22 protein-coding genes and 1 riboswitch are annotated in these 25,051 nt (G+C 42.8%); of the genes, 10 read left to right on the top strand and 12 right to left on the bottom strand.

Translation table 11 applies throughout. The features are described from left to right. Positions 1 to 122 precede the first annotated feature (122 nt). The 5 genes from AC3WLU_RS25405 to AC3WLU_RS25425 all read right to left on the bottom strand — a co-directional run bounded on the left by AC3WLU_RS25405 (position 123) and on the right by AC3WLU_RS25425 (position 4,542). The gene (locus AC3WLU_RS25405) at positions 123 to 1,040 is read right to left on the bottom strand and encodes an EamA family transporter (RefSeq protein ID WP_413001270.1); all 918 of its coding nucleotides are present in this window, start codon (positions 1,038 to 1,040) and stop codon (positions 123 to 125) included. A gap of 293 nt (positions 1,041 to 1,333) precedes the next feature. Continuing rightward, the gene (locus AC3WLU_RS25410) at positions 1,334 to 1,681 is read right to left on the bottom strand and encodes a hypothetical protein (protein WP_336059238.1); all 348 of its coding nucleotides are present in this window, start codon (positions 1,679 to 1,681) and stop codon (positions 1,334 to 1,336) included. 13 nt (positions 1,682 to 1,694) lie between these two features. Next, the gene (locus AC3WLU_RS25415; RefSeq protein ID WP_492598135.1) at positions 1,695 to 2,225 is read right to left on the bottom strand and encodes an NAD(P)H-dependent oxidoreductase; all 531 of its coding nucleotides are present in this window, start codon (positions 2,223 to 2,225) and stop codon (positions 1,695 to 1,697) included. An 18-nt stretch (positions 2,226 to 2,243) separates the two neighbouring features. Further along, on the bottom strand, positions 2,244 to 3,848 hold the full coding sequence (locus AC3WLU_RS25420) for a DHA2 family efflux MFS transporter permease subunit (protein ID WP_372464644.1): 1,605 nt from the start codon (positions 3,846 to 3,848) through the stop codon (positions 2,244 to 2,246). Positions 3,849 to 3,903: 55 nt separating this feature from the next. Further along, a complete protein-coding gene (locus AC3WLU_RS25425; RefSeq protein ID WP_145506676.1) occupies positions 3,904 to 4,542 on the bottom strand; it encodes a biotin/lipoyl-containing protein in 639 nt (212 codons plus the stop codon). 326 nt (positions 4,543 to 4,868) lie between these two features. Here AC3WLU_RS25425 and AC3WLU_RS25430 point away from each other — a divergent pair, with 326 nt between their 5' ends. Continuing rightward, a complete protein-coding gene (locus tag AC3WLU_RS25430) occupies positions 4,869 to 5,327 on the top strand; it encodes a MarR family winged helix-turn-helix transcriptional regulator (protein WP_082196714.1) in 459 nt (152 codons plus the stop codon). Positions 5,328 to 5,384: 57 nt separating this feature from the next. On the opposite strand, the gene AC3WLU_RS25435 is transcribed toward AC3WLU_RS25430, so the two are convergent. The 4 genes from AC3WLU_RS25435 to AC3WLU_RS25450 all read right to left on the bottom strand — a co-directional run bounded on the left by AC3WLU_RS25435 (position 5,385) and on the right by AC3WLU_RS25450 (position 13,364). Then, a complete protein-coding gene (locus AC3WLU_RS25435) occupies positions 5,385 to 6,476 on the bottom strand; it encodes an FUSC family protein (protein ID WP_440440201.1) in 1,092 nt (363 codons plus the stop codon). Between the two features lie 331 nt (positions 6,477 to 6,807). Continuing rightward, the gene (locus AC3WLU_RS25440) at positions 6,808 to 11,280 is read right to left on the bottom strand and encodes a glutamate synthase-related protein (protein ID WP_475469928.1); all 4,473 of its coding nucleotides are present in this window, start codon (positions 11,278 to 11,280) and stop codon (positions 6,808 to 6,810) included. Positions 11,281 to 11,619: 339 nt separating this feature from the next. After that, on the bottom strand, positions 11,620 to 12,909 hold the full coding sequence (locus AC3WLU_RS25445; protein WP_492598136.1) for a glutamate-1-semialdehyde 2,1-aminomutase: 1,290 nt from the start codon (positions 12,907 to 12,909) through the stop codon (positions 11,620 to 11,622). A gap of 128 nt (positions 12,910 to 13,037) precedes the next feature. Then, positions 13,038 to 13,364 carry a hypothetical protein gene (locus tag AC3WLU_RS25450; RefSeq protein ID WP_400450506.1) on the bottom strand — a complete coding sequence of 109 codons (327 nt, stop codon included), beginning with the start codon at positions 13,362 to 13,364 and terminating at the stop codon, positions 13,038 to 13,040. A gap of 151 nt (positions 13,365 to 13,515) precedes the next feature. On the opposite strand from AC3WLU_RS25450, the gene AC3WLU_RS25455 reads away from it, so the two are divergent. From AC3WLU_RS25455 to AC3WLU_RS25465, 3 genes are read left to right on the top strand one after another with little or no spacing between them, the layout of a single operon-like run. Then, positions 13,516 to 14,523 carry an ABC transporter ATP-binding protein gene (locus AC3WLU_RS25455; protein ID WP_063577335.1) on the top strand — a complete coding sequence of 336 codons (1,008 nt, stop codon included), beginning with the start codon at positions 13,516 to 13,518 and terminating at the stop codon, positions 14,521 to 14,523. A 48-nt stretch (positions 14,524 to 14,571) separates the two neighbouring features. Then, on the top strand, positions 14,572 to 15,363 hold the full coding sequence (locus AC3WLU_RS25460; RefSeq protein WP_413001259.1) for an ABC transporter permease: 792 nt from the start codon (positions 14,572 to 14,574) through the stop codon (positions 15,361 to 15,363). 4 nt (positions 15,364 to 15,367) lie between these two features. After that, positions 15,368 to 16,153 carry an ABC transporter permease gene (locus tag AC3WLU_RS25465; protein ID WP_053533803.1) on the top strand — a complete coding sequence of 262 codons (786 nt, stop codon included), beginning with the start codon at positions 15,368 to 15,370 and terminating at the stop codon, positions 16,151 to 16,153. 41 nt (positions 16,154 to 16,194) lie between these two features. Here AC3WLU_RS25465 and AC3WLU_RS25470 read toward each other — a convergent pair whose 3' ends face one another. Then, positions 16,195 to 16,671: an acyl-CoA thioesterase gene (locus AC3WLU_RS25470; protein WP_106028011.1), complete on the bottom strand. Its 477-nt coding sequence runs from the start codon at positions 16,669 to 16,671 to the stop codon at positions 16,195 to 16,197. Beyond that, complete coding sequence (gene metE, locus AC3WLU_RS25475; RefSeq protein WP_492598137.1) at positions 16,664 to 18,973, bottom strand: 5-methyltetrahydropteroyltriglutamate--homocysteine S-methyltransferase; 2,310 nt, start codon at positions 18,971 to 18,973, stop codon at positions 16,664 to 16,666. Before metE ends, AC3WLU_RS25470 begins: the two co-directional genes overlap by 8 nt. A 144-nt stretch (positions 18,974 to 19,117) precedes the next feature. Then, a riboswitch (cobalamin riboswitch) is annotated at positions 19,118 to 19,309 on the bottom strand. A 236-nt stretch (positions 19,310 to 19,545) separates the two neighbouring features. Between metE and AC3WLU_RS25480 the strand changes: the two genes are divergently transcribed. The 5 genes from AC3WLU_RS25480 to perR all read left to right on the top strand — a co-directional run bounded on the left by AC3WLU_RS25480 (position 19,546) and on the right by perR (position 23,310). Continuing rightward, positions 19,546 to 19,965, top strand: coding sequence for a potassium channel family protein (locus tag AC3WLU_RS25480; RefSeq protein ID WP_034305333.1), 420 nt, complete (start codon positions 19,546 to 19,548; stop codon positions 19,963 to 19,965). Between the two features lie 62 nt (positions 19,966 to 20,027). Further along, positions 20,028 to 20,498, top strand: coding sequence for a thioredoxin-dependent thiol peroxidase (bcp, locus tag AC3WLU_RS25485; RefSeq protein WP_063577854.1), 471 nt, complete (start codon positions 20,028 to 20,030; stop codon positions 20,496 to 20,498). Positions 20,499 to 20,509: 11 nt separating this feature from the next. Then, positions 20,510 to 21,619, top strand: coding sequence for an aminopeptidase (locus tag AC3WLU_RS25490; protein WP_492598138.1), 1,110 nt, complete (start codon positions 20,510 to 20,512; stop codon positions 21,617 to 21,619). Positions 21,620 to 21,766: 147 nt separating this feature from the next. Further along, a complete protein-coding gene (locus AC3WLU_RS25495; protein WP_492598139.1) occupies positions 21,767 to 22,711 on the top strand; it encodes a D-2-hydroxyacid dehydrogenase in 945 nt (314 codons plus the stop codon). Between the two features lie 155 nt (positions 22,712 to 22,866). Beyond that, positions 22,867 to 23,310, top strand: a complete 444-nt coding sequence (gene perR / locus AC3WLU_RS25500; RefSeq protein ID WP_034305329.1) for a peroxide-responsive transcriptional repressor PerR — start codon at positions 22,867 to 22,869, stop codon at positions 23,308 to 23,310. A gap of 96 nt (positions 23,311 to 23,406) precedes the next feature. Here perR and AC3WLU_RS25505 read toward each other — a convergent pair whose 3' ends face one another. Further along, a complete protein-coding gene (locus AC3WLU_RS25505) occupies positions 23,407 to 23,760 on the bottom strand; it encodes a YgzB family protein (protein ID WP_034305326.1) in 354 nt (117 codons plus the stop codon). Between the two features lie 174 nt (positions 23,761 to 23,934). Between AC3WLU_RS25505 and AC3WLU_RS25510 the strand changes: the two genes are divergently transcribed. Continuing rightward, positions 23,935 to 24,810 carry a nucleotidyltransferase-like protein gene (locus AC3WLU_RS25510; RefSeq protein ID WP_034305324.1) on the top strand — a complete coding sequence of 292 codons (876 nt, stop codon included), beginning with the start codon at positions 23,935 to 23,937 and terminating at the stop codon, positions 24,808 to 24,810. Positions 24,811 to 25,051: the final 241 nt, after the last annotated feature.

Below are 25,051 nucleotides of genomic sequence, written 5' to 3' on the forward strand. Positions count from 1 at the left end.
AGCCCAGTAGATTACCGGGTTCATGCCCTCAAGGCTGCCTAAGTAAATAAAGTGTCTAACTTTTTGGGTTCACTTCAGGAATGGCCTTCTTTTTTATTCTGATACGAACTTGTGCATGCACGTTATGAAATCCTTTTTTCATGCAGCGTTTTTTTTCCAGGAAGGAAATGCGGCAGATGCTTTATCCCCTCAGGCAAGGCGATGCCGACGATGATCAAGCACATTCCGAACCATTGCAGTGACGTTACCTGTTCATTCAAGAAGATGACGGAAACGACCATCGCTGAAGGCAGTTCCGCAGCACAAAGAATCGTTCCAAGCCCGACCCCCACTTTCGGTAAACTGACAGCAAAGAAAAAGAAAGGAACTAAAACACCCAATGTGCCGAGCAGCAGACCGTAGTACCATAGGTTCGTTTGGACAAGATTCGTTACAAGTGTGACGGGGTTAGTTGTGAATACAGCAGTCAGCATACCACCCGTTGCAATGAAAAACAGCCGTTTCATGGAAGATTCCCCAACCGCGAATTGAGAGTTGCAGTACATATACAGCGCAAAAAGCAATGCAGACAATAGTCCGAACAATACGCCTTTTAGGCTTAGGCCAGATAGAGGCTGACCGAAGATTGCCCCTGCCAATAATGTACCGATGAAAAGAACGAAAATGGCAATGAGTTTATTTTTATCCGGGCGTCTTTTATTTAAGAAGCTTTCAATTAGGACGCCTATCCAGGTAAATTGAAATAAAAAGACTACGGCAATCGAAGCGGGAAGCTCGGATACGGAAACGGCATATGCCTTTCCGACGAAAGTGGACATCATGCCCGTGATTAAAAGTAATCCGGCACTCCTCCATGAAACTTTATATTTAAACGAAAAGAGAAATATAACGGAGACAATCAGCCAACCGACAAGATATTGACTGCCGACCAGTTCTCCAGAAGAATGGCCATCCATGAATCCAAACTTCATCATGGTGGATAAAGTGCCATATGAAATCGAACCGATTAAGACCATTATGGAATACTTCAAAAGTTGCATATTTTTCACCCCTATAAAAATAAAAATCGCCACCTGCCAAAAAGGCAAGTGACGAACGAAAAAAGGAAATCCTTTTAAAATTCCGTCTCTCAACAAAAGCTGAGTTTAACAAATTGTATGCGTTGCATTACCTTAGCTTAAAGTCTTTGTGAATATTTGTCAACCAGAAAATAAAGTTAAAGACTGCACGTCGATCACTAAGCTGAAGGTGGCCGCAGAGGTAGAAGAAGATCCATTCAATGGCATATAAAACAAAACCCCCAAATGGCAAATTAGCCTAATGGGGGGGTGTTTTAATCGCCATTCTGTCGGAAGTCCTCCAATGTACCACGGTATTCCTTGTCTTTCATTTTGCGAATATCAGGCTTTTCTTCTGCAGTCGGCTCATCATTTGGTTTTTGTTTATGAAGCTTGGAAAGAGCCAAACGATAATCCTGATCTTTCATTTTCAATTCATCATTGTCTGTGGGGGAGATGATTTCAGTAATGGAATCATCTGCAGTCGGGAAAGCGGACTCTTCCGACGAATTCTCTTCCTCGACTGCAGTCGGCTTACCTTCAGGTGATAAGGCTTTGATATTGAATGTGATCAAGCCCGTAACCGCTAATATGGCAACGATGATAATTAGAATTATGCCCATTGAATCAAGCCTCCTAGAGCCCGTTTATGAATGAACGGGTGACATGGGCTACCCGTTTTCCTAATGCTTCTCCAAGCTTCAAGTCATTTTTGGTGATATTGTCATCCACACTGGGCGGACAGCTTATCCCTACTCCATAGTAGGAACCATATAAGGCATTTTCCGGGACATTGCCGGGCAAGCCGACAATGATCATGCCTTGATGAAGCATAGGGGTGATTAAGTTCAGCATGGTAGCCTCGAGTCCGCCATGTACGGTGGCCGTGGTACAGAACACAGCACCAACTTTATTGATCAGCGCACCTTCCGCCCAAAGATACCCAAGTTTATCGATCCATGTTTTCAAACTCGAACTGATGGTTCCGAAATGACCGGGACAGCCCCAAATGATCGCATCCATTTCCTGAAGCTTATAAACATCCGCCTCGTTTACATGGTCAATGAGAACCTCAGCCCCAGGAACCGCAGCGGCTCCTTGAGCTATTGATTCGGCAAGTGCTTTCGTATGGTTACCTTCACTGTCGTAAACAACATAGATCTTCATTTTAATTCCTCCATTTAATTAAACCGATTTTTTTACTGGCGAAGGAAGCAAAGGTACATCCAAAGGTTCTTGTTTAGCTTGTTTCATTGCTTTATCCTTCCGAACGTCGCGCAAAAATAGTGAGAGAACGATGCCTGCAATTGCGAAGCCTGTTGCCCAAAAGAATGCATCATTGATTCCCATCACATTTGCTTGACCCTGGATTTGAGAAGAAATCAGCGACAGGGCAGTTTCCTGTGCCTGTTCACTAGTTTGATTCATCGAAGTCATGATGGATTGAACGATAGTTTGGAAATTCTGAACAAAACCGGGATCACTTGTACTCATTTCCGTTCCTAAAGCAGTTCCATGGAAAGAAGCACGGGTTGTATAAATGGTCGTCACGAAGCTCGTACCAATGGCTCCGGTCACTTGTTTCAGCGTATTGCTCATTGCCGTACCATGTGTATTCAAATGCTTAGGTAGCTGATTCATCCCAGCAGTCATGATCGGCATCATCAGTAAAGACATTCCAAGTGCGCGGATGGCATAGATGATGACCAAAGTCGAATAGGTTGTTTCCGTAGTCAATTTAGCGAATTCGAAGGTTGTGACGGCAGTGATCGCCAACCCAATTAGTGCTAATGGACGAGGTCCGATTTTGTCAAATAATGCTCCTGAAATGGGTGACATCACCATCATCACAAGGGCTCCGGGTAGCATCAACAGGCCGGATTGAACTGGTGTGAAGCCTCTTAAAGTCTGCAAATATATAGGCAATAAGAATATCCCGGTAAACATGGCCACTGTGACGATTGCAGAAATGATATTGGATAATACGAACATGTCATACTTAAATACACGGAAGTCGAGCATAGGTGTTTCCGATTTTAGCTGTTGAACAACAAAAAGCGTCAAAAGGATCAGCCCAATGATGATCGTTCCCAGAACAATTGGATCCGTCCAGCTTTTGGAACCTGCTTCACTGACACCGTATAGTAATGATGCAACACCTAGCAAGGATAGAGAGGCACCCAGCAAATCCAATTTGATTTTCCTTGGTTCCGCTACATTACGCATACTTAAAAAGGCGAGTGTCATGACGATCATGCCTAATGGCACCATTGCGTAGAACATGACCCGCCAGCTATATTCCTGAATGACCCAACCTGATAAAGTCGGGCCGATTGCAGGGGCAAACATAATGGCAAGTCCAAAGATCCCCATCCCTTTCCCGCGCATTTCCGGAGGGAAGATGAAAAGAATGATCGTCATGACCAAAGGCTGCAGGATTCCGCCGCCAGCAGCCTGAATCAGCCGGCCTGTAAGGATGACGGGGAAATTTGGTGCGATGCCGCAGATGAATGTCCCGACGGTGAATAGAAACATGGCAGCCAGGAATAAAATGCGCGTGCCAAACCGTTCTATTAAAAAAGCGGAAAGTGGGATCAAGGCTCCATTCACGAGCATGAATCCAGTTGATAACCATTGAATCGTAGTCGCAGCTACATTGAATTCTGCCATCATCCTTGGCATGGCGACACTAAGCAGGGTTTGATTCAAAATGACCATGAACAAACCTAGCATTAGGATAATTAACATGGGGGCAAACTGTTTCATTCCCTTGTTTTCATTTACTGTGATGGTTTGAGAAGCCATGTAAAGAAAAGCCTCCTTTCTGTATAACTGTGTAGCCGGTTTATTTAGTCGAAATTTTCACTTCTGCGTTCATTCCAGGCAGAACTTTGTCGGATGGTGCTTTGATGGAAATTTTGACTGGTACTTTTTGAGTGACTTTCGTATAGTTCCCGCTGCTGTTTTGATTGCCCATCACTGAAAAGACAGACGTTGTAGCATAACCGATCTGTTCCAATGTACCTTCGAAGACCGTATCGGGATCTCCATCGATGATAATATCGACGCTGTCACCTTTTTCGATATCCTTCAATTTATTTTCTTCAATATTAGCCGTTATGGACAGATCTTCCATATTGATGGTTTGTGCTAGCGTTTGACCTGCTTGAACAAGCTGCTCATCATGCACTTGTGTTTTAACGATTGTACCTTGTGCTGCGGTTTTTACCGCTTCTTTACCATCTAGGGTGGTTACATTGGCAACTTTGTCGCCCTTACTTACACTGTCTCCTTCGTGTAAGTCCCAATCTGCTAGTTTACCGGCAGCGGGGGCAACGATGGTATAAAGCTCACCTGACACTTTCGCTTCATCCGTTTTAATGAAATTCGTGCTTTCATAATAGTAATAAGCCCCACCGGCCAATGCCGCTATTATAATAACCAAACCAATGACATTGATTAAAACTAAACGTCCTCTATTCACTTGTTTCGCCTCCAAAAATATATTGATGATGTGTTCCTTTTTTTATTTACGTTCATTAGCTAGAAATGAAATAACCTCCTATTCTAATGTTTATTTATTAATTTTAATAAATATTAATTTTTATAAGTATTAATATTATTAAGTAAAGAGTTTACCAGTTTAATTATTTTTTGTCATGTAATTTATTCGGAAAAATGGTGGGAAATAAATACAGTGAAATAGTAAAAATTTGAATTTTTTTAAGTTTTAAGGATATATGGAAAGTAAAGTTGACATTGGAATGCCATTTAATTAAATTTAAGAGGTAGGATTGTCCTATATAAGGAGTGAGAAGGCTGGAATTTAAATGGGAAGTAACTAATAGTATAGAGATGCAGATTTTTCGGATTAGGAAGAAGCTTAGGGCCATCGTAGCAAAAAATCTTCAGCCTTATGGATTAACATCGCCCCAGTTTTTCATTTTATTGATATTGAAAAAAGAGGGGTCGATTAAATCGACCCAGCTGGCTGACTTCTTAACCGTAAAGCCAAGTGCAATTACAGTATTTGTAGATAAGCTGGTCGAAATGGATTATGTGAAACGGCAGCCCTCTGATAAGGACCGCAGGGTCATCAACCTTGAATTGAAAGAAGCTGGGGAAGCGATTTTGGGGAGAGTCCTTGCGGATCATAACAAATTGATGGGCAAGAACTTCAATTCATTCTCGGAAGATGAGCTGCAGGATCTTTTGAAGAAATTGGATACGATTGAAAAGGCTGCTGATAAGAACCTTTTGGATGATTGAATGAGGGCATGCTCTAAATAGAGACGAAAAAAAGACGGTTCCCGGGAACCGTCTTTTTTAATCTTCTTCGTACTGGACAGATATTTCGTTATCTTCCTTATGGAACGACTGGAAGCTGACGATCAGCTTTTCAAGGTGTTCCAATTGTTCGTCATATTCTATGACTGCAGAAATCAATGGTACAAGGCGGGCAGAGAGGTGGCCTAGGTTATCATGCATTTCGTCCACTTGATTCTGCTGTTCGAAAAAATGGGCGAGCAGCTCTTTACGACTTAAACAATCCTGGTCCCAATCTTCGATCTCCTCGATTGACTTGATTTTTTCGATATGCAGTAATATCAACTGCTCATGCTTGCGGATCAATGAATCAAGCTGCTGTAAGATGCTCCGTTGGAAATCTTCAGGCATTTGATATACTTCATTCTCGAATTTATGGATTCTCTTCAAGGTTTCAAACGCTTTTTTCGTCGTTATGATCATTTGCCGATAAACGACAAGCTTTCGTGCTTTAGCAACACTGTTCTTCTTGAAATATTCCCGTTCCTCTTTGTACATGGAATAGATATGTTCCAAATCGAGTAACTCCGCCTTCAATCGGCTGATGTCCTTTTTCAATAAGGTGTGTTCTGTAGCATGTCTTGTGCTGATTCTGATCCATTTCAAGATGTCTTCCGTTACATCTGTAATGCGTGTATAAAGCTTTGCTTCGTACTTTGGAGGAATGAAAACAAGATTCACGATGAACGAAGAAACGATTCCAAGCAAAACGGATGAGAGACGAATAAAGGCAAAATTAAGGAATTCCCCGTCCTGGCTTTCCATGATGGCAATGACCGTCACGATGGAAAGGACAATCGTTTTATCCATTTTTAGTTTTAAATTGATGGTTATGACAACCATTACGGCAAGACCGATTATAAAAATATCATTTCCGAACAACAAAACGAAGGAGACAGCAACCATTGCGCCAATGATATTTCCTTGAATTTGCTCCAAGACCGTTTGATATGAACGGTAAATGGTCGGCTGTATTGCAAAAATTGCAGCAATCCCAGAAAGGACAGGAGCAGGAAGGTTAAGCAGTTGCGATAGGTAAAGCGCTAAAACAATTGCTATTCCTGTTTTGAGAATGCGGGCACCAAACTTCATATATGGGTTAATCCTTTCTTTGTGTTGTAATGGGTCTGGCAAGAAAAGGGTCTATTAATATATAGGCCTTTGCTTTAGGTTGTATTCTAACTTATTTGTTAGTACTTTACACTAAAATAAGATGATGTAAACAAAAAGTAATATACAGGATTTTCCTAAGAGATACAATAGTTAAAATCAAGTTTAATATATAAAGAAACGTTAAGCAATTTCTTGATTGCTTTCAGCATTGTTTTTCAATCGTTTGAAGACGATCCCAGAGGTATATGACGGGAAAAGGCTGATGCTCGAAATGAAGAGCATCAGCCTTTTTTAATATACATTTTGGGCATCACTCCGTGGATACAGCAGGATCCGCCTGTTCTTTAACTGGAACGACCTGAAGGAAATGCTCTCCAGGATTCTGAAGCAGTGTCTCTAAAGAGGCCGCTTCTTCGGTTTGGCCATGGTCTTTCAAGAGGGCCGTGTATTTGCCAAGGAGTTCAACCACATCCTGCAGGCCTTTTGCAGATAGGGATTCAATGGATATCTTTGCCCCTTTCGCAACCCGTTTCTTAATGACCTCTTTGGTTAATCCAGATTCAGGCTGTTGCCGTAAATAAACGACACCCCCTGTCATCCCTGCGCAAATCCATGGACCGGGATCACCTAGAACTAAACCTCTTCCATTTGTCATGTATTCAAAAGCGAATCCCTTAATATTGGATGTTACCGCTATATTCCCGTGTTCCTTTTTAGGAAGCGGTTGTTTCAATAATCCGCCAATGATCATATCCGCTCCGGAAAGCCGGATTCCCGCCCTGGCATCGGCATCACCCTGGGCAATTAGGAGACCATGCTGTGCACCGTAACCAAAGCCCTTACCGACAGAGCCATTGTAGAACTTCCCATCTTTTCCTGGAGATTTAAAGATGGCAATGTTACCGCCAATCGATGTTTTACCGATACCATCCTGGGCACCGCCATTCACGCTGATTGAAATTCCTTCTGTATTGTATGCCCCAAGTCCATTACCCGGAATGGAACCATCCTGGTAGGATAGGTGAACGGGAGGAAGTTTTTTGTATGACCCATCCAATCTGCCCCTAACGCGGTGACAGGAGACCCTGCTGCCGAGTACACGCTGCTCGGATGTAATCGAGCTATAGCTGCGGGATTGCTGCAGTTCATCTACATGCGAATCAAGATATTCTGCGCCAACGGCTACCTGCATGGAGCCTTCATTCAAATATGCCGCCGCTTCCTTATGCGAGAACGGTGTTATATCCAGATTTTTTAATAAATAGGTTAAATCCAATGATTGTTGACCTTTAACTTGCTGCAGCAAATCAGAACGCCCGACGATATCCTGAAGATTCTTCACCCCAAGTGATCCGGTCAAAGATTTGAGTTCTTTTGCAAATGCACTGAACATATTCGTTAACCCCTGTACGGCTAAATCAAATTTACGTGGAACAAAACGGCGCAGCCCGTGTTCTTTCGCCTGAGCTTCCGATTCAATTTGGGTGGCGATGCCCACATGGCAGGTATCAAGGTGACATCCGCGGCACGTTGTGCAGCCGACAGCAATCATCGAAAGGGTCCCAAAGCCTACACGATTTGCCCCAAGCAGCATTACCTTCAAAACATCCATCGAGCTTTTTAACCCACCGTCAGCCCAAATTTCAACGTTCTGCCGGATACCTGATTCAAGCAGTGCATTATGGGCCGCTTTCACACCTATCTCAACTGGCAGGCCGACATGTGAGAGTGCATGGATTCTGGCAGCACCCGTTCCGCCATCAAAACCAGAAAGCGTTATGATATCGGCCCCGGCTTTTGCGACGCCGACAGCAATCGTACCGATGTTTGGAACAACTGGTACTTTGACGGCAACTTTTGCCTTGTCATTTGCCGTTTTTAGCTCATGGATCATCTGGGCCAAATCTTCAATTGAGTATATATCATGGTTATTGGAAGGGGAGATCAAGTCGGAACCGATTGTAGCATTTCGGGCTTCTGCGATTTTCGCTGTGACCTTGGAACCGGGAAGGTGACCGCCTTCACCGGGTTTTGCCCCTTGACCAATTTTAATTTCCAATAGATTTGAAGAGTTCAGGAGTTCTGCATTGACACCGAAACGTCCGGAAGCGATTTGCTGTCCGCGGGATTTCGGGTACTTGCCCAGCATATCCTTTATTTCCCCGCCTTCGCCATTCATGCTGATCATGCCTAGCCTCTCGGCAGCTTCTGCATAGGCCCGGAAAGCAATCTCATTTTGTGATCCAAAGGACATGGAGGCTATGACGAACGGCAATTCCTGTTCACCGACCGAAAGGCTGACTTCTTCAGAAGGGACGGAAGCATCTGAAGTTTTTAATGATGTCAAGTGGCGGATCGTCGTCGGATTGGATTCTTCCTGTTCAGTGATCTTTTCGCGATAAGCATCATAGTCCCCTGTTGAAGCAACTTCCCCGATAGATTTCCAGATTCTAGGGAATAGATGGAAGGTCTTCCCCATCCGTTCTTTTTCATTGCCGTAATCCTCTGCACGCTGGATGGCATCTGCCTTGATTTTATCAAAATTATAGTCAAGATCATTGGATCCGAAGAAATTAGCCACATTTAGATATTTCGCGATTTCCTCATGTAAACCGATGCTTGAGAAAAGTCTTCCATAGCCGCGCAGCTCATGAATGCCAATGGTTGAGATGACCTTCTCAAGCCCTTTCGTCAAGGAGTTATATAGATTGGTAACCCCCTTATGGTCATCTGAAGATAAGGAAAGGAACATATAATAGGGGCTGATTAAGTTGGCCCCAAGACCATAAGAAACGATGATATCATGCAGTGACCTTAGCGATGCTGAACGTAAAAGGATGGAACAATCACGACGCTTGCCTGTACGCACCAACGCTTGGTCGACGGCTGAAGTGACCAGGTGTGGATCAAGCCAAAGGTTGCCGTTTTGATGGGCAAGGGCATCATCCAGAACGAGCAGCGTTTTTCCTTCATCCACAGCATTGACACTTTCATCCGTAATCCTGGTCAGGGCATCCGTGATGTTTTCATCCTCTTTGAATGTGCTTGAAATGATGTGCACGAGTTTTTGATCTTGGTTATATTTAATGAACTGGTCATAGCTTGGCTGCGATACGATGGATGAGCACTCATAACCCGTTGATCCTTCGATCAATAAGGGAGTCAGCAGCTCCGTCACCTTTCCTGCCTTATTCGCTTCGAATAGGGAAGGGCGCTTTCCGATGATCGTCCTTGTTGAGAAGTGCTCGGTTTCCCGGTCCCGGTCGATCGCCGGGTTGGTTACAACGGCCACGCTTTCCTTAATGAAATCAGCAATGTTGGTCCGTTGGGGATTAAGTGCTGCCAGCGGCGCATCATGACCAAGTGAACGAATTGGCTCAGCGCCTTTTTCGGCCATCTGTTCCACTAATTGGACATGCTCCCTTTCCCACCCAAAGGCTTTATACTGACCATTATGAATGGCTTGCGTGTTTGTCATGGAGACAACCTTTTCAAAAACCTGTGGCTGTAAGCGGACTCGGTCATTGGAAAGGACGAAACGATCATTGAATAGTTCAAACACTTTATCCTGGTAATCCTTGTATGTGTACAATTCAATTCGGTCGCCGTTCCATTTCAATCCGATTTTTTCCCCTGGACCCATCGGTTTCGGATCTCCGGTATATTCACTGGAAGGGATGATTCCTGGTTCGGAAGTGAACATATAGGATGTTTCCGTTTCAATATTCCAAAGCGGGCGCAAGCCTAGAGAGTCGACAGAGAATACGGCTTCATCGCCGAAACGGGAGATGATGCCTGCCGGACCTTGTGCAAAATGACCCCATGCTTCCCTTAAATACGTATATAAGTCTTGTAAGTGCTCGGGATATTCCTTGATTTCATTGATGATTGGCGGAAACATAAGATCGACAGCTTCGAATAAAGAGTAGCCATGACGGCAGATGAAAGTTTCGATCGTCTTGTTTAAATCCTGAGAGTCGCTTCCATCTTTAGCGATGGGAACTCCGATCATTTTCGCTTCATCACGCAATTTGGCGATGGTATTAATTTCGCCATTATGACCAAGCACGCTGAAAGGCTGGACCCGGAAGAAGCTTGATAGAGTATTGGTTGAAAAACGATTATGTCCCAGTGTCATGGTGGAGGCAGCCAAAGGATCGGCAAGATCAAGATAATAGGCAGGGAGCGTATCCCCCGCACCCATCACTTTGTATACCGCATGATGCTGGCTTAAAGAGGCAACATGGATGAAATCGCTTTTTTCGATGTCGGAAGTCAGCTCAAAAAGAACATTTGAAAGCTCCTGGTTGTTATTGATGGTTGAGGAACAGGCAAATTGCCAGAACACTGGGTCTTCTTGAATGGCAATCGGTCCCAATGCCTCGGAACGGTAGGCTTTATCCGTTTCGAATATCAATGAGAGACCATGTTGGAGCAGTTTCTCCTTAACTTCGACCTTTAAGTCGTTCGCTTCTGTTTTTTTGCTTAGAAATAAGTGGCCGACTATGAAGGTATCTTGATCGACGATGCCTGAATCGACATTTGCCGCTTCAAGTTTCTTTTTCCAAAGAGCCCGGGGAATATCGATATGGATGCCGGCGCCATCGCCCTCACCATTGATGAAGCCGCAGCGATGGTTCATTTTAACCAGGGCGTCGATACAGGCAAAGATGTTTTCGTTAGTAGGGATCTTCTTTTTTTCGATGCAGGAAACGATTCCGCAGGCATCATGTTCTTCCTTGTGAAATTCTTTGAATGTAGCAGGTGTCCATTGTTGGGCCATATTTGTGGCTTGAATAAGGTTACCCTTATTCTCTGCCTTTCACCTCCTGTAGCATGTGTTTAATGGGGGAAATATTAGTAAACCCGAACAATAGTCCAAGTTTTGATAGATTGAAAGAAAGTGTATAAATGTATATAAATGTATCCATATCATATCATTTAAATATTCAGAAATCAATTTTTTATACAATGGGATGGATGCTGTGATTGATGGGATTTTTGTGAGGATTGGCTTCAAATGCTAATATTAAAGATTTATTACAGGGAAATAAGAAACCCTCAAGATAGATGTACATCCTGAGGGTGTATAAAAAATGCATAATTATGCTGATTCGATTTATTATATTAGGTTTTTGAATGCATGTTCAACCGCTTTTAGAGTATAAGCGATATCATCATCCGTGTGAGCGATTGTCAAGAACCAGGCTTCGTATTTGGACGGTGCCAAATTGATTCCCTGATTGAGCATGAGTTTGAAGAACTTGGCGAACATTTCGCCATCCGTATTTTCCGCCTGCTCATAGTTTTCAATTTTTTCAGTCGTGAAATAAATCGTCAATGCCCCTTTAAGGCGGTTGATGGTGATCGGAACATTATATTGGCCAGCCGCTTTCAGGATACCTTCTTCAAGGATTTTCCCCAGGCGGTCAAGCTCTTCGTAAAGCCCCTCTTCTTTAAGTACTTCTAAGCAAGCTATCCCGGAAAGCATGGAAGCCGGATTTCCTGCCATCGTACCAGCTTGGTAGGCTGGTCCCAGAGGTGCGACAGAATCCATGATCTCTTTTTTACCGCCATAAGCACCAATGGGAAGCCCGCCCCCGATGATTTTTCCAAGCGCGGTCAAATCGGGTTGAATCCCCAAGTAGTCTTGTGCCCCTCCATACATGAATCGGAACGCTGTGATGACCTCGTCGAAAATGACGAGTGATCCGGCTTCATGAGATAATGAAATGACTTCTTCCAGGAAGCCAGGACTTGGTTCCACGATTCCAAAGTTGCCGACGATCGGTTCTACCAACACGCCTGCAATTTCATTGCCCCATTTATCAAGTGCTTCTTTAAATGAACCGATATCATTGAAAGGTACCGTTATGACTTCTTGTGCAATGCTTTTTGGAACGCCTGCAGAGTCCGGTGTACCTAGAGTGGACGGGCCGGAGCCTGCAGCGACAAGAACAAGGTCAGAGTGTCCATGGTAACAGCCTGCAAACTTGATGATCTTATCGCGCCCTGTGTAAGCGCGGGCAACACGGATGGTGGACATGACTGATTCGGTGCCTGAATTGGTGAAGCGGATTTTATCCATGGATGGTATGGCTTCTTTCAGCATTTTGGCAAATTTGACTTCATGTTTTGTCGGAGTGCCGTATAAAACGCCGGATTCCGCTGCTTTAACGATAGCCTCCGTAATATGTGGATGCGCATGCCCTGTGATGATCGGGCCATATGCAGCTAAATAATCGATATATTTATTGCCATCAACATCCCAGAAATAAGCCCCTTTGGCATGATCCATCGCAACTGGCGAACCGCCGCCTACAGCTTTGTAAGAACGTGATGGGCTGTTAACCCCGCCAACGATATGTTCTAATGCCTCTTTATGTAAAAGCTCCGAATTTCTAAAATCCAATCTTAAAACCTCCTATAAATATAAACATATTTCCCCTTAATCATAGCACTTTTCTCTCCGGAAATCTGGGGTGGTAGGCTAGGAAATGTGATTCGTACCCTGGTGGAAACGCATCACCCCCAGAAGAATCAGGATTTCGGGCCATCATTTTTTTGGGGGGATACCAAAACTCCTGCTATGAAAGTGAGGATGGCCAAGATGGTGTCAGGATTTTCGATGTCGAAGGATTGGCGGTTCATTTCGCCCTTGGCTTGGTAATAGATCAGCTGCCCGGTTCCTTTCTCTTCATTAATGCGAAGGTGGAAACTGATGGGGGTGCTTTCGATCGAACCGCTGGAATCCCTTTGGATGACCTGGCATAATAATTCACCGTACTCATCTTCATAAAGGAAGTCATATCGAAGATCGAAAACGACCTTTTCAATTTGGGATAGTAATAATTTTTTGATATTCATAGCATACTCGTCTCCTTTATATATGTATCTGGTACAACGGCCATTCCCTCCCTGAAAATGGTAGATGACATCCAAGCATTTTTATTGTCTAAAAAGGTTGGTTTGGATAAACTAATTCATTAGGACAAGAGATTACGGAGGATGTAACAGGATGAGTGATGCAATTCAAGTGAAACAGCTTCGGAAGGAATTTAAGTCGGCATCAAGCCGTTCAGGGCTAAAGGGTGCCTTCCGGGATTTACTTACCAGAAATTATAAGGTCGTCCCTGCCGTCAATGATATCAATTTTACTGTAAAAAAGGGTGAGATGGTAGCTTATATCGGGGAAAATGGTGCAGGGAAATCGACCACGATCAAAATGCTGACAGGTATTTTGGAACCGACAGCAGGCGAAATCACGGTCAATGGCATGAATCCACATAAAGAGAGGGAAAAGTTCACTCAGACTATCGGAGTCGTATTCGGTCAGCGCTCACAGCTTTGGTGGGATATTGCGGTTCAAGAATCGTTTAGGCTGTTAAAAAAGGTCTATAAGGTAACGGATGAACAATATAACGATCATATGGAACATGTCATCAAGACGCTTGATATCGGTCCTTTGCTGGACAAACCAGTGCGTAAACTCTCGCTTGGTCAGCGAATGCGCTGCGAGCTTGCGGCAGCCTTGATCCACAATCCGCCTTTGCTGTTCCTGGATGAGCCGACAATTGGACTTGATGTGCTCGTGAAAATGAAGATTCGTGAGTTCCTGAAAGAAATCAATGAGAAATATAATACAACAATCCTTTTGACCACCCATGATTTAGGGGACATTGAAGCATTATGTGAGCGTGTAATCATGCTGGATGAAGGGCAAATCATCTATGATGGGGAATTGCAGAGTTTAAAAGATAACTGGGCTGAGGAAAAACAGATCCATTTTCAATTCATCGAGCCGATCGCATTGAAGGAATTGCAATCATTACCGCTCCCATTTACCGCTAACTGGGTTCATGATGAGAAAAATCAAACATACATTGCCTTGTTGAAAGAAGAAAGTGATCATATTTCACAGCTTGTTTCAGCTGTCGTATCTCATTTTAAAATAAAGGACATCAAAATTCATGAAACGTCCATTGAAGAAATTGTTCGCAACATTTACGAAGAAGGCACTGTCTGACTCTCTTATCATTAAGAAACAACGTGTCTATCAAGAAGGGGGAGGGCCATGGGGAAGTATCTTGCCATGATCCGCATGCGTTTTTTAATGATGCTTGCGTATCGAACGGATTATTATACCGGCATTTTAATTTATAGCATTAATATCGGTGCTTATTATTTCTTATGGAATGCGATATATGGAGAAAAAAGCTCCATCGAAGGACTTTCAAGCATGCAGATGACAACCTATGTTGCGGTTGCATGGATGGCGCGCGCTTTTTATTTCAATAATATTGACCGCGAAATCGCCACTGAGATTAAAGACGGCAAGGTTGCCATTGAGATGATCCGGCCTTATAACTATTTAGGCATGAAAACGATGCAAGGACTTGGGGAAGGGATATTCCGTTTTTTCTTCTTCTCGATTCCGGGAATGCTGCTGGTAGCTTTCATTTTTCCTATTGAATTGCCGCGCGATCCGGCTGTATGGGGGATCTTCGGCATTTCCTTGCTGTTCAGTTTCATCATCAATACACAAATTAATTTATTGACGGGAATCACTACCTTTTTCTTATATAATAATGCCGGATTAATCCGCGCTAAAAGGGTTATCATTGATTTATTTTCCGGTCTGCTGCTGCCCATCAGTTTCTATCCTATATGGGCGCAGGAAGTGATGAAATATTTACCCTTTCAAGGGATCAGCTATGTACCAAGCATGATTTTTACGAACGGTTACAGTTCAGGCGAAATTGGCATGGTGCTTTTACAGCAGTTAATTTGGTGCATCATTCTCATAATACCGATTCAGCTTTTATGGATAGTCGCAAAAAAACAGCTGATTATTCAAGGAGGTTGACGGGATGTTTTATGTATCGATGTTTTTTCAATATGTGAGTCAATATATGAAGACAAGACTGCAATATAGAGCCGATTTCTTCATGGAAATCCTATCAGATCTGCTGAATCAGGTCGTGAATCTGGTATTTATCTTGGTCGTTTTCGGACATACGCAATTTTTAAGCGGCTGGAGTCGTGAAGAAATCATATTCATTTATGGATTCTTCCTTATCCCTTTCGCCCTTTTTTCGGCCTTTTTCAACATCTGGGATTTTAATGACCGCTATATCGTCAAAGGTGAAATGGACCGGATATTAACAAGACCGATACATAGCCTGTTTCAAGTCATTTTAGAAAGAATCGAGCTTGAAGCGTTATTTGGTGTTGTGACCGGTTTGATCATTATATTCTATTCGGCGATTTCATTGGATCTTCAGCTTGCGTGGTATGACCCGATTCTTTTCATCATTTTTGCAATAGGCGGGGCACTTGCCTATGCAGCAATATTCGTTGCGATAGCAAGCATTGGGTTCTGGTCGGATGCGAAAACATCCATCATGCCAATGATGTACAATATCGGGAACTACGGGCGCTATCCTGTTGATATTTATAATAAGGTCATCCGTTTTGTCCTTACATGGGTGCTGCCATTCGCGTTTGTCGGTGTCTATCCGGCATCTTATTTCCTAAGAAAAGAAGAGTGGTATGCATATGCATTTGCCACACCTGTAATTGGAGTTGCCTTTTTCGTGATATCCGTTTTCATATGGAATCAGGGAGTGAAGAGGTACCGCGGGGCAGGGAACTGAAAGAACCCCTTCAACAGCATTCATGTTGAAGGGGTTTTTGTTTAGTTCCGTTTTTTCTTTCTTTCGATATATCTTGCTTGGGCTTGAACATATTGCTGTTTTTCCTCTTCCGTCTCCGGAATGACCTGAGGTACGTTTGTCGGCTTACCGTCTTCATCAATGGCAAGCATCGTTAAAAAAGCGCGTGCCGTAAGCTGTTTTTCCCCTGTTAATAGGTTCTCTCGCTCCACTTTCACGTATACCTCCATTGATGTGCGATGAGCACAGGTGACATAAGCTTCAAGGTTGATCGCGTCCCCTGTTTTGATGGGGGCCAAAAAATCAAAAGAGTCGCTTGAAGCAGTCACAACGGGTTTTCGACAATGTCGCATAGCGGAAATGCAAGCTATTTTATCAACATAGGCCATTACTTTTCCGCCAAAGATGGTATTATGATGATTTGTATCCGGTGGAAAAACAAGGTCGGTTAAAAAAGTCCGTGACTGCTGTGTTGGATGGGCAGCGTTCTTTTCAATCATTTGCCTGCTGGTTTACTAAAAGGTTTTTACGGACGACTTTTGCTGCTTCGACCATGTTTTTCAGGGAAGCGACGGTTTCCGGGATACCCCTTGTTTTCAGGCCGCAGTCGGGATTGATCCAAAACTGGTCTTTATCCAATACCTTGATGCCCCGTTCAATCATATCGACCATTTCTTCCACTGCCGGCACACGCGGGCTGTGAATATCATACACCCCCAGACCAATGCCTTTTTCATATGTTTTTTCCTCGAATGCGGAAGCGAGCTCCCCATGACTGCGGGATGTTTCGATGGAAATTACATCGGCATCGAGGGAGGAGATGACATCCATGAAACTGTTGAAGTCGCAATAGCACATATGCGTGTGAATTTGGGTTGTATCCTCCACGCTTGATGTGGATATCAAGAATGAATTCACTGCCCAGTTCAAATACTCGTCGCGATCGCTTTTTTTCAATGGCAGACCTTCTCTAAGTGCAGGCTCATCAACCTGAATCATTTTAATTCCAGCAGATTCCAAGGCAATGACTTCTTTTTCTAAAGCGAGCGCCAGCTGATAGCAAACATTCTCCCTGGAAATATCATCACGGACGAAAGACCAGTTCAAAATCGTAACAGGACCTGTCAGCATTCCCTTCACCGTCTTCTTCGTCAGTGATTGTGCGTATACACTTTCCTTGACTGTCATCGGTTCGATGAAATGGATGTCGCCGTAGATGACTGGCGGTTTCACGCAGCGGGATCCATAGGACTGAACCCAACCCTTTTCTAAAAAGACGAATCCGCCTAATTTATGACCGAAGTATTCAACCATATCCGTCCGTTCGAATTCCCCATGAACGAGAACATCCAAACCGATTTCTTCTTGGATTTCGATCCACCTGCCGATTTCTTCGTTAACGAATGTTTCATATTGCTTGGCTGTCCATTCTCCTCTATTGAATTTCCTGCGTGCTTGTTTAACTTCAAATGTCTGCGGAAAGCTGCCGATCGTAGTCGAAGGGAGAAAAGGTAATTTGAAAAATTCCTGTTGTTTTTGGTAACGGTCTTTAAATGGAAGCTGACGGCCGGCGGTCCTGTTTTTAACCTTTTCGACATTGGATTGTACAGCCCCGTGATTTCGGACATTTGAATTGGCTAACGTTTGAATCGTAAATTTATTGACATCGACTTTTTCGGCGATTGCTTCAATGCCTTGATTATTCCCTTTGACCAAAAGTGTGATTTCCTCAAGTTTCTCATCAGCGAAAGCAAGGGCCTCTTTCACTTCTTTTGAAAGGGCGGTTTCATTACGAACGGTCACCGGGACATGAAGCAGGGAACAAGAGGGCTGTAGCCAGATTTGGTCCTCGGATACCTGTTTCTTAAGTGTCTCGATCAATTCGATTTTTTTGGATAAATCAGAAAGCCAAATGTTTTTTCCGTCAATCACACCCGCTGCAAGCACTTTGTCCTTCGGGAAACCGAATGCCTCAAGATTACTTAAATTCCTCCCTTTATCATGTACAAAATCAAGACCGATCCCTTGGACTTGTAATTCGATGACTTCTTGGTAATGTTCCACGGCATCAAAGTATGTTTGTAGCATGATGTTCAGGTTTGGTGCTGCTTCATTCAGTTTTTCATAGAGGTAAGTAACGGTTTGCATATCATCTTTGGAAATGGATGAAACAAGGGAAGGCTCGTCCATTTGAACCCACTTCACGCCTTCTTGCTCCAACTCCCGCAGGATTTGCGTGTATAGGGGAAGCAGTCTCAGGATGATGCCAGGGATTTCTTCTTTATTGAAGCCTTTTGAAAGAGAGAGGAAAGTATAAGGTCCGATCAAAACGGGCTTCGTTTCGATCCCTAGCTTTTCCTTGGCTTCCCGATATGCTGTAAGTGGTTTATTTTCTGTTAAAGTAAGATGTGCCAGTTTTAATTCAGGGACAATATAGTGATAGTTCGTATTGAACCATTTCGTCATTTCTGAAGCGACTTCATCATTGTTTCCGCGGGCCATTGAATAATAAACGGAAAGGGGGACTCTTCCTCCTTCATAAGCTGAATAACGTTCAGGAACAAGACCGAACATGACGGACATATCCAGCATTTGATCATAGAAAGTGAAGTCGTTGACAGGGATGATATCAATGCCCCGTTGCTTCTGTTTTTGTAAGTTGCCTAAACGGATTGCCTTTAGTTGTGCCGTAAATTCCGCTTCATCGATTTTACCTGACCAGTATGCTTCCAATGTACGTTTCCATTCACGATCTTCCCCGATTCGAGGGTAACCCAAACTGCTGCTCTTCAAAATTCCCATCCTCCTACATTCAATTGATCGAACAAAAAAAAGCATTCCTAACCGTCAAAAAAGAAAGTTAGAAATGCTTAAAATAAAGAGGCATGCAAAATGCCGCTTACAATTATAAGGTCCCTAACACCTCCCTATCTCCCGTAGGTTAAAACAGTGTTGTCGAAATAGGCAGGTCTCCTGACTTAGGGAATATCATTAGCGACTGGCCTTCCCGATCCGTTGATCAGTGGCATATTGATTGACGCTAACATTCCCATTACAGTGGCGGGACCGTGCCGGAATTACACCGGACTTCCCTTTTAATCCTAATGAAAATTAGGAACCTATTTCCACATATGAAATTTTGCAAAACCTGCCTTGTTAACTGTTCGCAGGTCAAAGATTTATAAAATAAAAACTATTATAAAAATTTAGACAATCTTAACATATCCGACCAAAAGGGTCAACATGGAAAAAAGATTAGGGAAAGTTTCCGTTTAATGCGTTTGTCGGTGATAAGGCTGATTCCTAAAAAGAATATATTGTTTGGACAGGGAGTATGTATAGAGGGAGTGGCGTTTTGAAATGGGGCGTGGGGGATGACTTTCTACATCTTGATTGCAGGGATCATTTTTTGCATGGTGATGAGCATTCGTACGTTATTTCTTGTTGAGTCGGGAGGAAAGAAGTTTTCTCTTGAGGATATGCTGTGGCTTGGCAATTTATATGCGACGATATTAGTTGGATTTGCACTGATATATTTATTATACGAGCTTCAGAATCATTCGGTGATTCTTGATATGGGCAATCGGTTGGATGGGACTTTCTATGAACAATTGAAAACTTCTTTTTATTTTAGTGCGATGACGATGTTTTCTGTAGGATATGGAGATATAGCCCCGATTGGCATGGGCAGGATGATAGCTACCATTCAGGCCTTCATTGGGTATACACTGCCGGCAGCGTTCGTGATTCGTACGGTGATCGATCTGGAGCAGAAAGATAGGAAGGATAAATGAAAGTTGTGTTTCTTTCGATTATTGGGTACTCTTACCATAATGAAAGAAATGGAGGGTTCAATATGACTGTTAAAATTGGAGAAAAAGCACCTGATTTCAAACTCCCTGCAAACAATGGTGAAATGGTTTCCCTATCGGATTTTAAGGGGAAAAACATTGTATTATATTTTTACCCAAAAGACATGACGCCAGGTTGCACGACGGAGGCCTGTGATTTCCGGGACCATAATGAGCAATTCGAGGAATTGAACGCGGTCATCCTCGGTATCAGCCCAGATCCAGCGGCACGTCATGAAAAATTCATCGAAAAACATGGATTGCCTTTTCTGCTGCTGGCTGACGAAAATCATGAAGCGGCTAAAATCTTTGATGTTTGGCAATTGAAAAAGAACTTCGGCAAGGAGTATATGGGCATTGAACGTTCAACTTTCCTGATTGATAAGGCTGGAAATGTAGTCAAAGAATGGCGAAAAGTAAAGGTTAAAGGCCACGTCGAAGAAGCGCTTGAAACTCTTCGCGAACTCGAAAAATAAGGGATAGGCAGATGAAGGATGAGAGGATAACGAAGCTTGCAGCCAGGCTGGTTCATCATTCGATACAATTACAGCCTAAAGAGAGAATCCTCATACGGGGGCATATCAACACGAAACCATTATTGAAAGAGTTGATTGATGAAATATACAGAGTTGGTGCTTATCCATATGTGGAACTCGAGGACGATGAGATAAGCCGCCACCTGTTACTAGGGAATGTGAAGGAGCAGCTTGATACAGCTTCACAATGGGCCTTGAAGAAATACACGGATATCGATGCGGTCATCATCATCACTGGGGAAGAAAACAATGCGGAAATGACTGATGTTCCCATCGAGAGGCACCGTCTCCAAGGGGAGGCCATGAATTCCCCTACACTTTTTTATGTAAACAACCGACGTTGGGTCTTACTTAATTATCCCACCAAGGCAGCAGCGCAAAAAGCCGGCATGACCTTCAATAAATACGAAGACTTTCTTTTGAACGTATGCACAATGGATTACGGGAAAATGGAGGCGGCTTTGAAGCCGTTAAAACATTTGATGCAACGTACTGACAAAGTCAGGATCGTTTCACCAAGGACAGATTTGACCTTTTCCATCAAAGGCATGCCGGCCGTCATATGTGCCGGAAAAAAGAATTTACCGGATGGGGAAGTATTTACGGCACCCATAAAAGATAGTCTCAATGGAAGGATATCCTTCAACACACCCACAACCTATGAAGGAATTACCTTTAGTGATATAGAATTAAACTTGAAAAAGGGGAAAATCATTAAAGCGACTTCCAATCGTAATCTTGAAATGAACCAAATTCTGAATATTGATGAAGGGTCCCGGTTTATAGGGGAGTTCGCTATTGGAATCAATCCATACATATTGGAACCTATGGACGATGTTTTGTTCGATGAGAAAATAAGCGGGAGTCTGCACTTGGCTCTTGGGCTTGCCTATGATGAAGCGGATAATGGAAACCGGTCATCGATACATTGGGATATGGTCTTGATCCAGCGTCCGGAATATGGGGGCGGTGACATCTATTTCGACGACGTCCTGATCAGAAGGGATGGCTTTTTTGTTTTGCCGGAATTACATGCATTAAACCCAAATTCTTTAAAATAAAGCCTTTTTTAATAAGGATGAGGCTTTTGTCCAACTCAAAAAGGGGACACCCGAATATGCTTTATTAAGGGAATACCTCCTCAGAGAAAGTTGCGCGGGACACATAGAGCCCGTGTTTTTTTATGTTAATAAAAGGGGGAGATAAACATGTTAATACTTTCGACTGTCATTCCGAATGAAGGTATCCAAATGAAAATGATGAAAGCTTTTCCTGATTTGAACTTCATTTATCAAAAAGAATGGAAAGATGGGCCGCTTCGTGAAGCGGAAATCTTAATTACATATGGTGAAGATTTAACTGAAGAAATCATTGAGAAAGCAGCGAACTTGAAATGGATCATGGTCATGAGTGCAGGGATGGAACTAATGCCATTTAAAGCCATCGAGGAACGAGGCATTATGGTGACCAACGCAAGAGGCATACATAAAATCCCGATGGCCGAGTATACGATAGGGATGCTTTTGCAATATGAAAAGAAATTGAAGCTGCTTATGAAGAATGAAAAGGAAGAATTGTGGGATAGAAAGATTGAAGTAGGGGAATTGAATGGCAAGACCATGCTCGTATTGGGTGTAGGTGCAATAGGAGGGGAAGTGGCTCGTCTTGGGAAAGCCTTTGGGATGAAGACGATAGGAGTGAACCGGAGCGGGAAACCGGTGGGATCCATTGATCACCTGTATGACCTGGATCATTTATTGGAAGCCATACCGGGAGCCGATTATATAGTATCCGTCCTGCCAAGTACGGATGAAACGAAGGGCCTTCTGCAAAAAGAACACTTCAAAGCCATGAAAGAATCTGCAGTATTCGTGAATATTGGCCGCGGCGACCTGATTAAAGATGAAGTGCTGATCGAAGCCCTGGATGCCGGGGAATTGTCTCATGCCATCTTGGATGTATTTGATTCGGAGCCTTTAGGAAAAGGGCATCCGTTTTGGAGGATGGAGAATGTTACAGTCACACCGCATCTTTCAAGTAAAAGCGGAGAATATTTACCAAGGACCTTTGCCATATTCGAAAAAAATATGCGTGAATACCTGAAAGCTGGAAAAGACTTCACCAACGTAATCGACTTATCTAGGGGATACTAAGTTCAATGCAAAAATGGGAAAGAATCAAGTCTTCATGAATAAACTAAAAAAGAATGGTTAAGCCATTGAATTATTGACAAATTCAACGTATAAAAGGTACACTATTTATAAACATTATAATTTAAGAATGCATACTTAATGAGAAAAAGAGGTGGATGACGGTGTCTGAAGTTCAGTTAAAAGAAGCGTTGGATTCCTTAAAAGATACCGGTGTAAGAATAACTCCTCAACGCCATGCGATACTTGAGTATTTGATAAGCTGCATGTCCCACCCTACCGCTGATGATATATATAAAGCGCTGGAAGGCAAGTTTCCGAATATGAGTGTGGCAACGGTTTATAACAACCTGCGTGTATTCCGCGAGGTAGGTTTGGTAAAAGAACTTACGTATGGGGATTCTTCGGCAAGGTTTGATTTTGTGACGACGAATCATTATCATGTAATTTGCCAAACTTGCGGTAAAATTGTGGACTTCGATTATCCTGCATTGGATGAAGTCGAGCATTTCGCAGCACAAGTCACTGGTTTCAATGTTAGTCACCATCGGATGGAAATCTACGGCGACTGTATGGATTGTGCGAAAAAAGAATCGCATTAAAAAAAGTTCCTCCACTTGGTTGGAACTTTTTTTCATGTTTATGAAGAAATGATACAATTGTTAAAGCCTTCGTGAAAGGGAATTCAGCTAATCGACTTAATCATGCAGGCTTTTCCGGTTATATTTTTCATTGAATTCTTCGCCTTCCAACTTTTTGTCAAGTGTCAATGGTTCTTCACAATGCATGCAAATATCTACACGTCCTAGTATTTTTGTAGGTTTGCTGCAGTTAGGGCAGACAACCTGGATCGATTTTGTAGAAAGCATTCCAATCCAGAAATAGACCCCTGTGCTTGCGATTATGAATAAAAGGCCCAGCCCCATGAAAATCGTCATGACAACAGGATGTGTTTTGAAGAAAAGCCCAAGGTACATTACGATAAAGCCAATGAAAATCAAACTCAAAGCAAAAGTGCGTATTTTATTGATTTTGCTAGAATATTTAGCCATGGATTGTCCCTCCTAAAATATAACTTTAACTATAACATAAACAATGGATGGAACAAAAAAGAAATAAAGGATACATATTACTTTTGAATTGAAATGGTTTGGGGTAAGGGAACTAAGCAGGAATTTGAAGAGTTTTGTCGAAAATCTAAAAAAAAGGTTTTGGAGGAATTTATGATGGAAGATATCCTTCGCCCGATTTATCAAGAGCGAGCAAGTTTAAAATCTACACTTGGAATCTTGTTAGTAGAAAAAAGAGATGATAATAGCCCGATTACCGATACGTTTGACTACATCCTTTTTGTAATTGCAGACGAAGCAGAAGAGGCCGTGTTTTTAAAACACTACACATACCAGGATAAAAAGGCGGCCCTGCATATCGTAAAGGAAGACCAATTAAAAGAATGGCTCCTATTAGGCACGAACCGCAAAGTGGTTGACTGGATATATAACGGGAAGGTCCTTTTTGACCGGAACGAATATCTGGACCGTTTGAAAACCGAAATCCGGGAGTTCCCCTTCTATGGAAGGAAGTTAAAGATGGGGATGGAGTTCGCGAAGTTAATTCGCAGGTACATGGATGGGAAAAGCTTCTTTGAAAAAGGCCATCATCTTGAGGCATACAATCATATCGTTCATTCCCTGCATCATTTGGCCCGTTTGGAGATAATAGAACAGGGCTTTTATCCGGAGGTTACTGTCTGGAACCAAGTGAAGCATATGGAACCTGAAATTTACAAGCTGTATAAAGAATTGATCAGCAGTGAGGAAACGCTCGAAAAAAGATTGGAGCTTTTATTCCTTGCGAGCGAATTTCTTATATATTCGAGGACGAATGCAGGTTCACAGCATTTGGTCGAAATAATGGGAATGAAAGAAGATCCGTGGACGATTGCAGAGCTTATGGAGCATCCGGAAGTTAAGTTTTATTCAGTAGACCTAGGCGTTTTATTGGAATATTTGATAGAGAAGAAGGTAATCGATGTCATCAAAGCGGAGACAAAAGGGCACGAGGTATATCATCGGTTTTATCGTGTATCAAAAAACTTTTAAAAAATGCATTTTTATTGTTGACCAATAATAATATAGGTGTTATATTAATACATGTCGCTGCGGGACATCAGCTTTCGCAGCTTCATCAAAACAAAAAAAATAAAAAAACATGTTGACAACGGAGTTGAAAACATGATAAGATGTAAAAGTCGCTTACGAAGTAGACGACATCGAAATTGCTCTTTGAAAACTGAACAAAACAAAGCGCCAACGTTAAATTTTAAGTGAGCACACACTATCA

Source organism: Peribacillus sp. FW305-BF15, from assembly GCF_058783805.1.

What these genes read in the sequence shown, in the direction of transcription:
- bcp (WP_063577854.1), top strand. Translation starts at nt 20,028, where the DNA reads ATGACTGTTAAAATTGGAGAAAAAGCACCTGATTTCAAACTCCCTGCA.
- AC3WLU_RS25450 (WP_400450506.1), bottom strand. Translation starts at nt 13,364, where the DNA reads ATGAATATCAAAAAATTATTACTATCCCAAATTGAAAAGGTCGTTTTC.
- AC3WLU_RS25435 (WP_440440201.1), bottom strand. Translation starts at nt 6,476, where the DNA reads ATGAAGTTTGGTGCCCGCATTCTCAAAACAGGAATAGCAATTGTTTTA.
- AC3WLU_RS25510 (WP_034305324.1), top strand. Translation starts at nt 23,935, where the DNA reads ATGGAAGATATCCTTCGCCCGATTTATCAAGAGCGAGCAAGTTTAAAA.
- AC3WLU_RS25465 (WP_053533803.1), top strand. Translation starts at nt 15,368, where the DNA reads ATGTTTTATGTATCGATGTTTTTTCAATATGTGAGTCAATATATGAAG.
- AC3WLU_RS25405 (WP_413001270.1), bottom strand. Translation starts at nt 1,040, where the DNA reads ATGCAACTTTTGAAGTATTCCATAATGGTCTTAATCGGTTCGATTTCA.
- metE (WP_492598137.1), bottom strand. Translation starts at nt 18,973, where the DNA reads ATGGGAATTTTGAAGAGCAGCAGTTTGGGTTACCCTCGAATCGGGGAA.
- AC3WLU_RS25495 (WP_492598139.1), top strand. Translation starts at nt 21,767, where the DNA reads ATGTTAATACTTTCGACTGTCATTCCGAATGAAGGTATCCAAATGAAA.
- AC3WLU_RS25480 (WP_034305333.1), top strand. Translation starts at nt 19,546, where the DNA reads ATGACTTTCTACATCTTGATTGCAGGGATCATTTTTTGCATGGTGATG.
- AC3WLU_RS25460 (WP_413001259.1), top strand. Translation starts at nt 14,572, where the DNA reads ATGGGGAAGTATCTTGCCATGATCCGCATGCGTTTTTTAATGATGCTT.
- AC3WLU_RS25440 (WP_475469928.1), bottom strand. Translation starts at nt 11,280, where the DNA reads ATGGCCCAACAATGGACACCTGCTACATTCAAAGAATTTCACAAGGAA.
- AC3WLU_RS25490 (WP_492598138.1), top strand. Translation starts at nt 20,510, where the DNA reads ATGAAGGATGAGAGGATAACGAAGCTTGCAGCCAGGCTGGTTCATCAT.
- AC3WLU_RS25415 (WP_492598135.1), bottom strand. Translation starts at nt 2,225, where the DNA reads ATGAAGATCTATGTTGTTTACGACAGTGAAGGTAACCATACGAAAGCA.
- AC3WLU_RS25470 (WP_106028011.1), bottom strand. Translation starts at nt 16,671, where the DNA reads ATGATTGAAAAGAACGCTGCCCATCCAACACAGCAGTCACGGACTTTT.
- perR (WP_034305329.1), top strand. Translation starts at nt 22,867, where the DNA reads ATGACGGTGTCTGAAGTTCAGTTAAAAGAAGCGTTGGATTCCTTAAAA.
- AC3WLU_RS25410 (WP_336059238.1), bottom strand. Translation starts at nt 1,681, where the DNA reads ATGGGCATAATTCTAATTATCATCGTTGCCATATTAGCGGTTACGGGC.
- AC3WLU_RS25455 (WP_063577335.1), top strand. Translation starts at nt 13,516, where the DNA reads ATGAGTGATGCAATTCAAGTGAAACAGCTTCGGAAGGAATTTAAGTCG.
- AC3WLU_RS25505 (WP_034305326.1), bottom strand. Translation starts at nt 23,760, where the DNA reads ATGGCTAAATATTCTAGCAAAATCAATAAAATACGCACTTTTGCTTTG.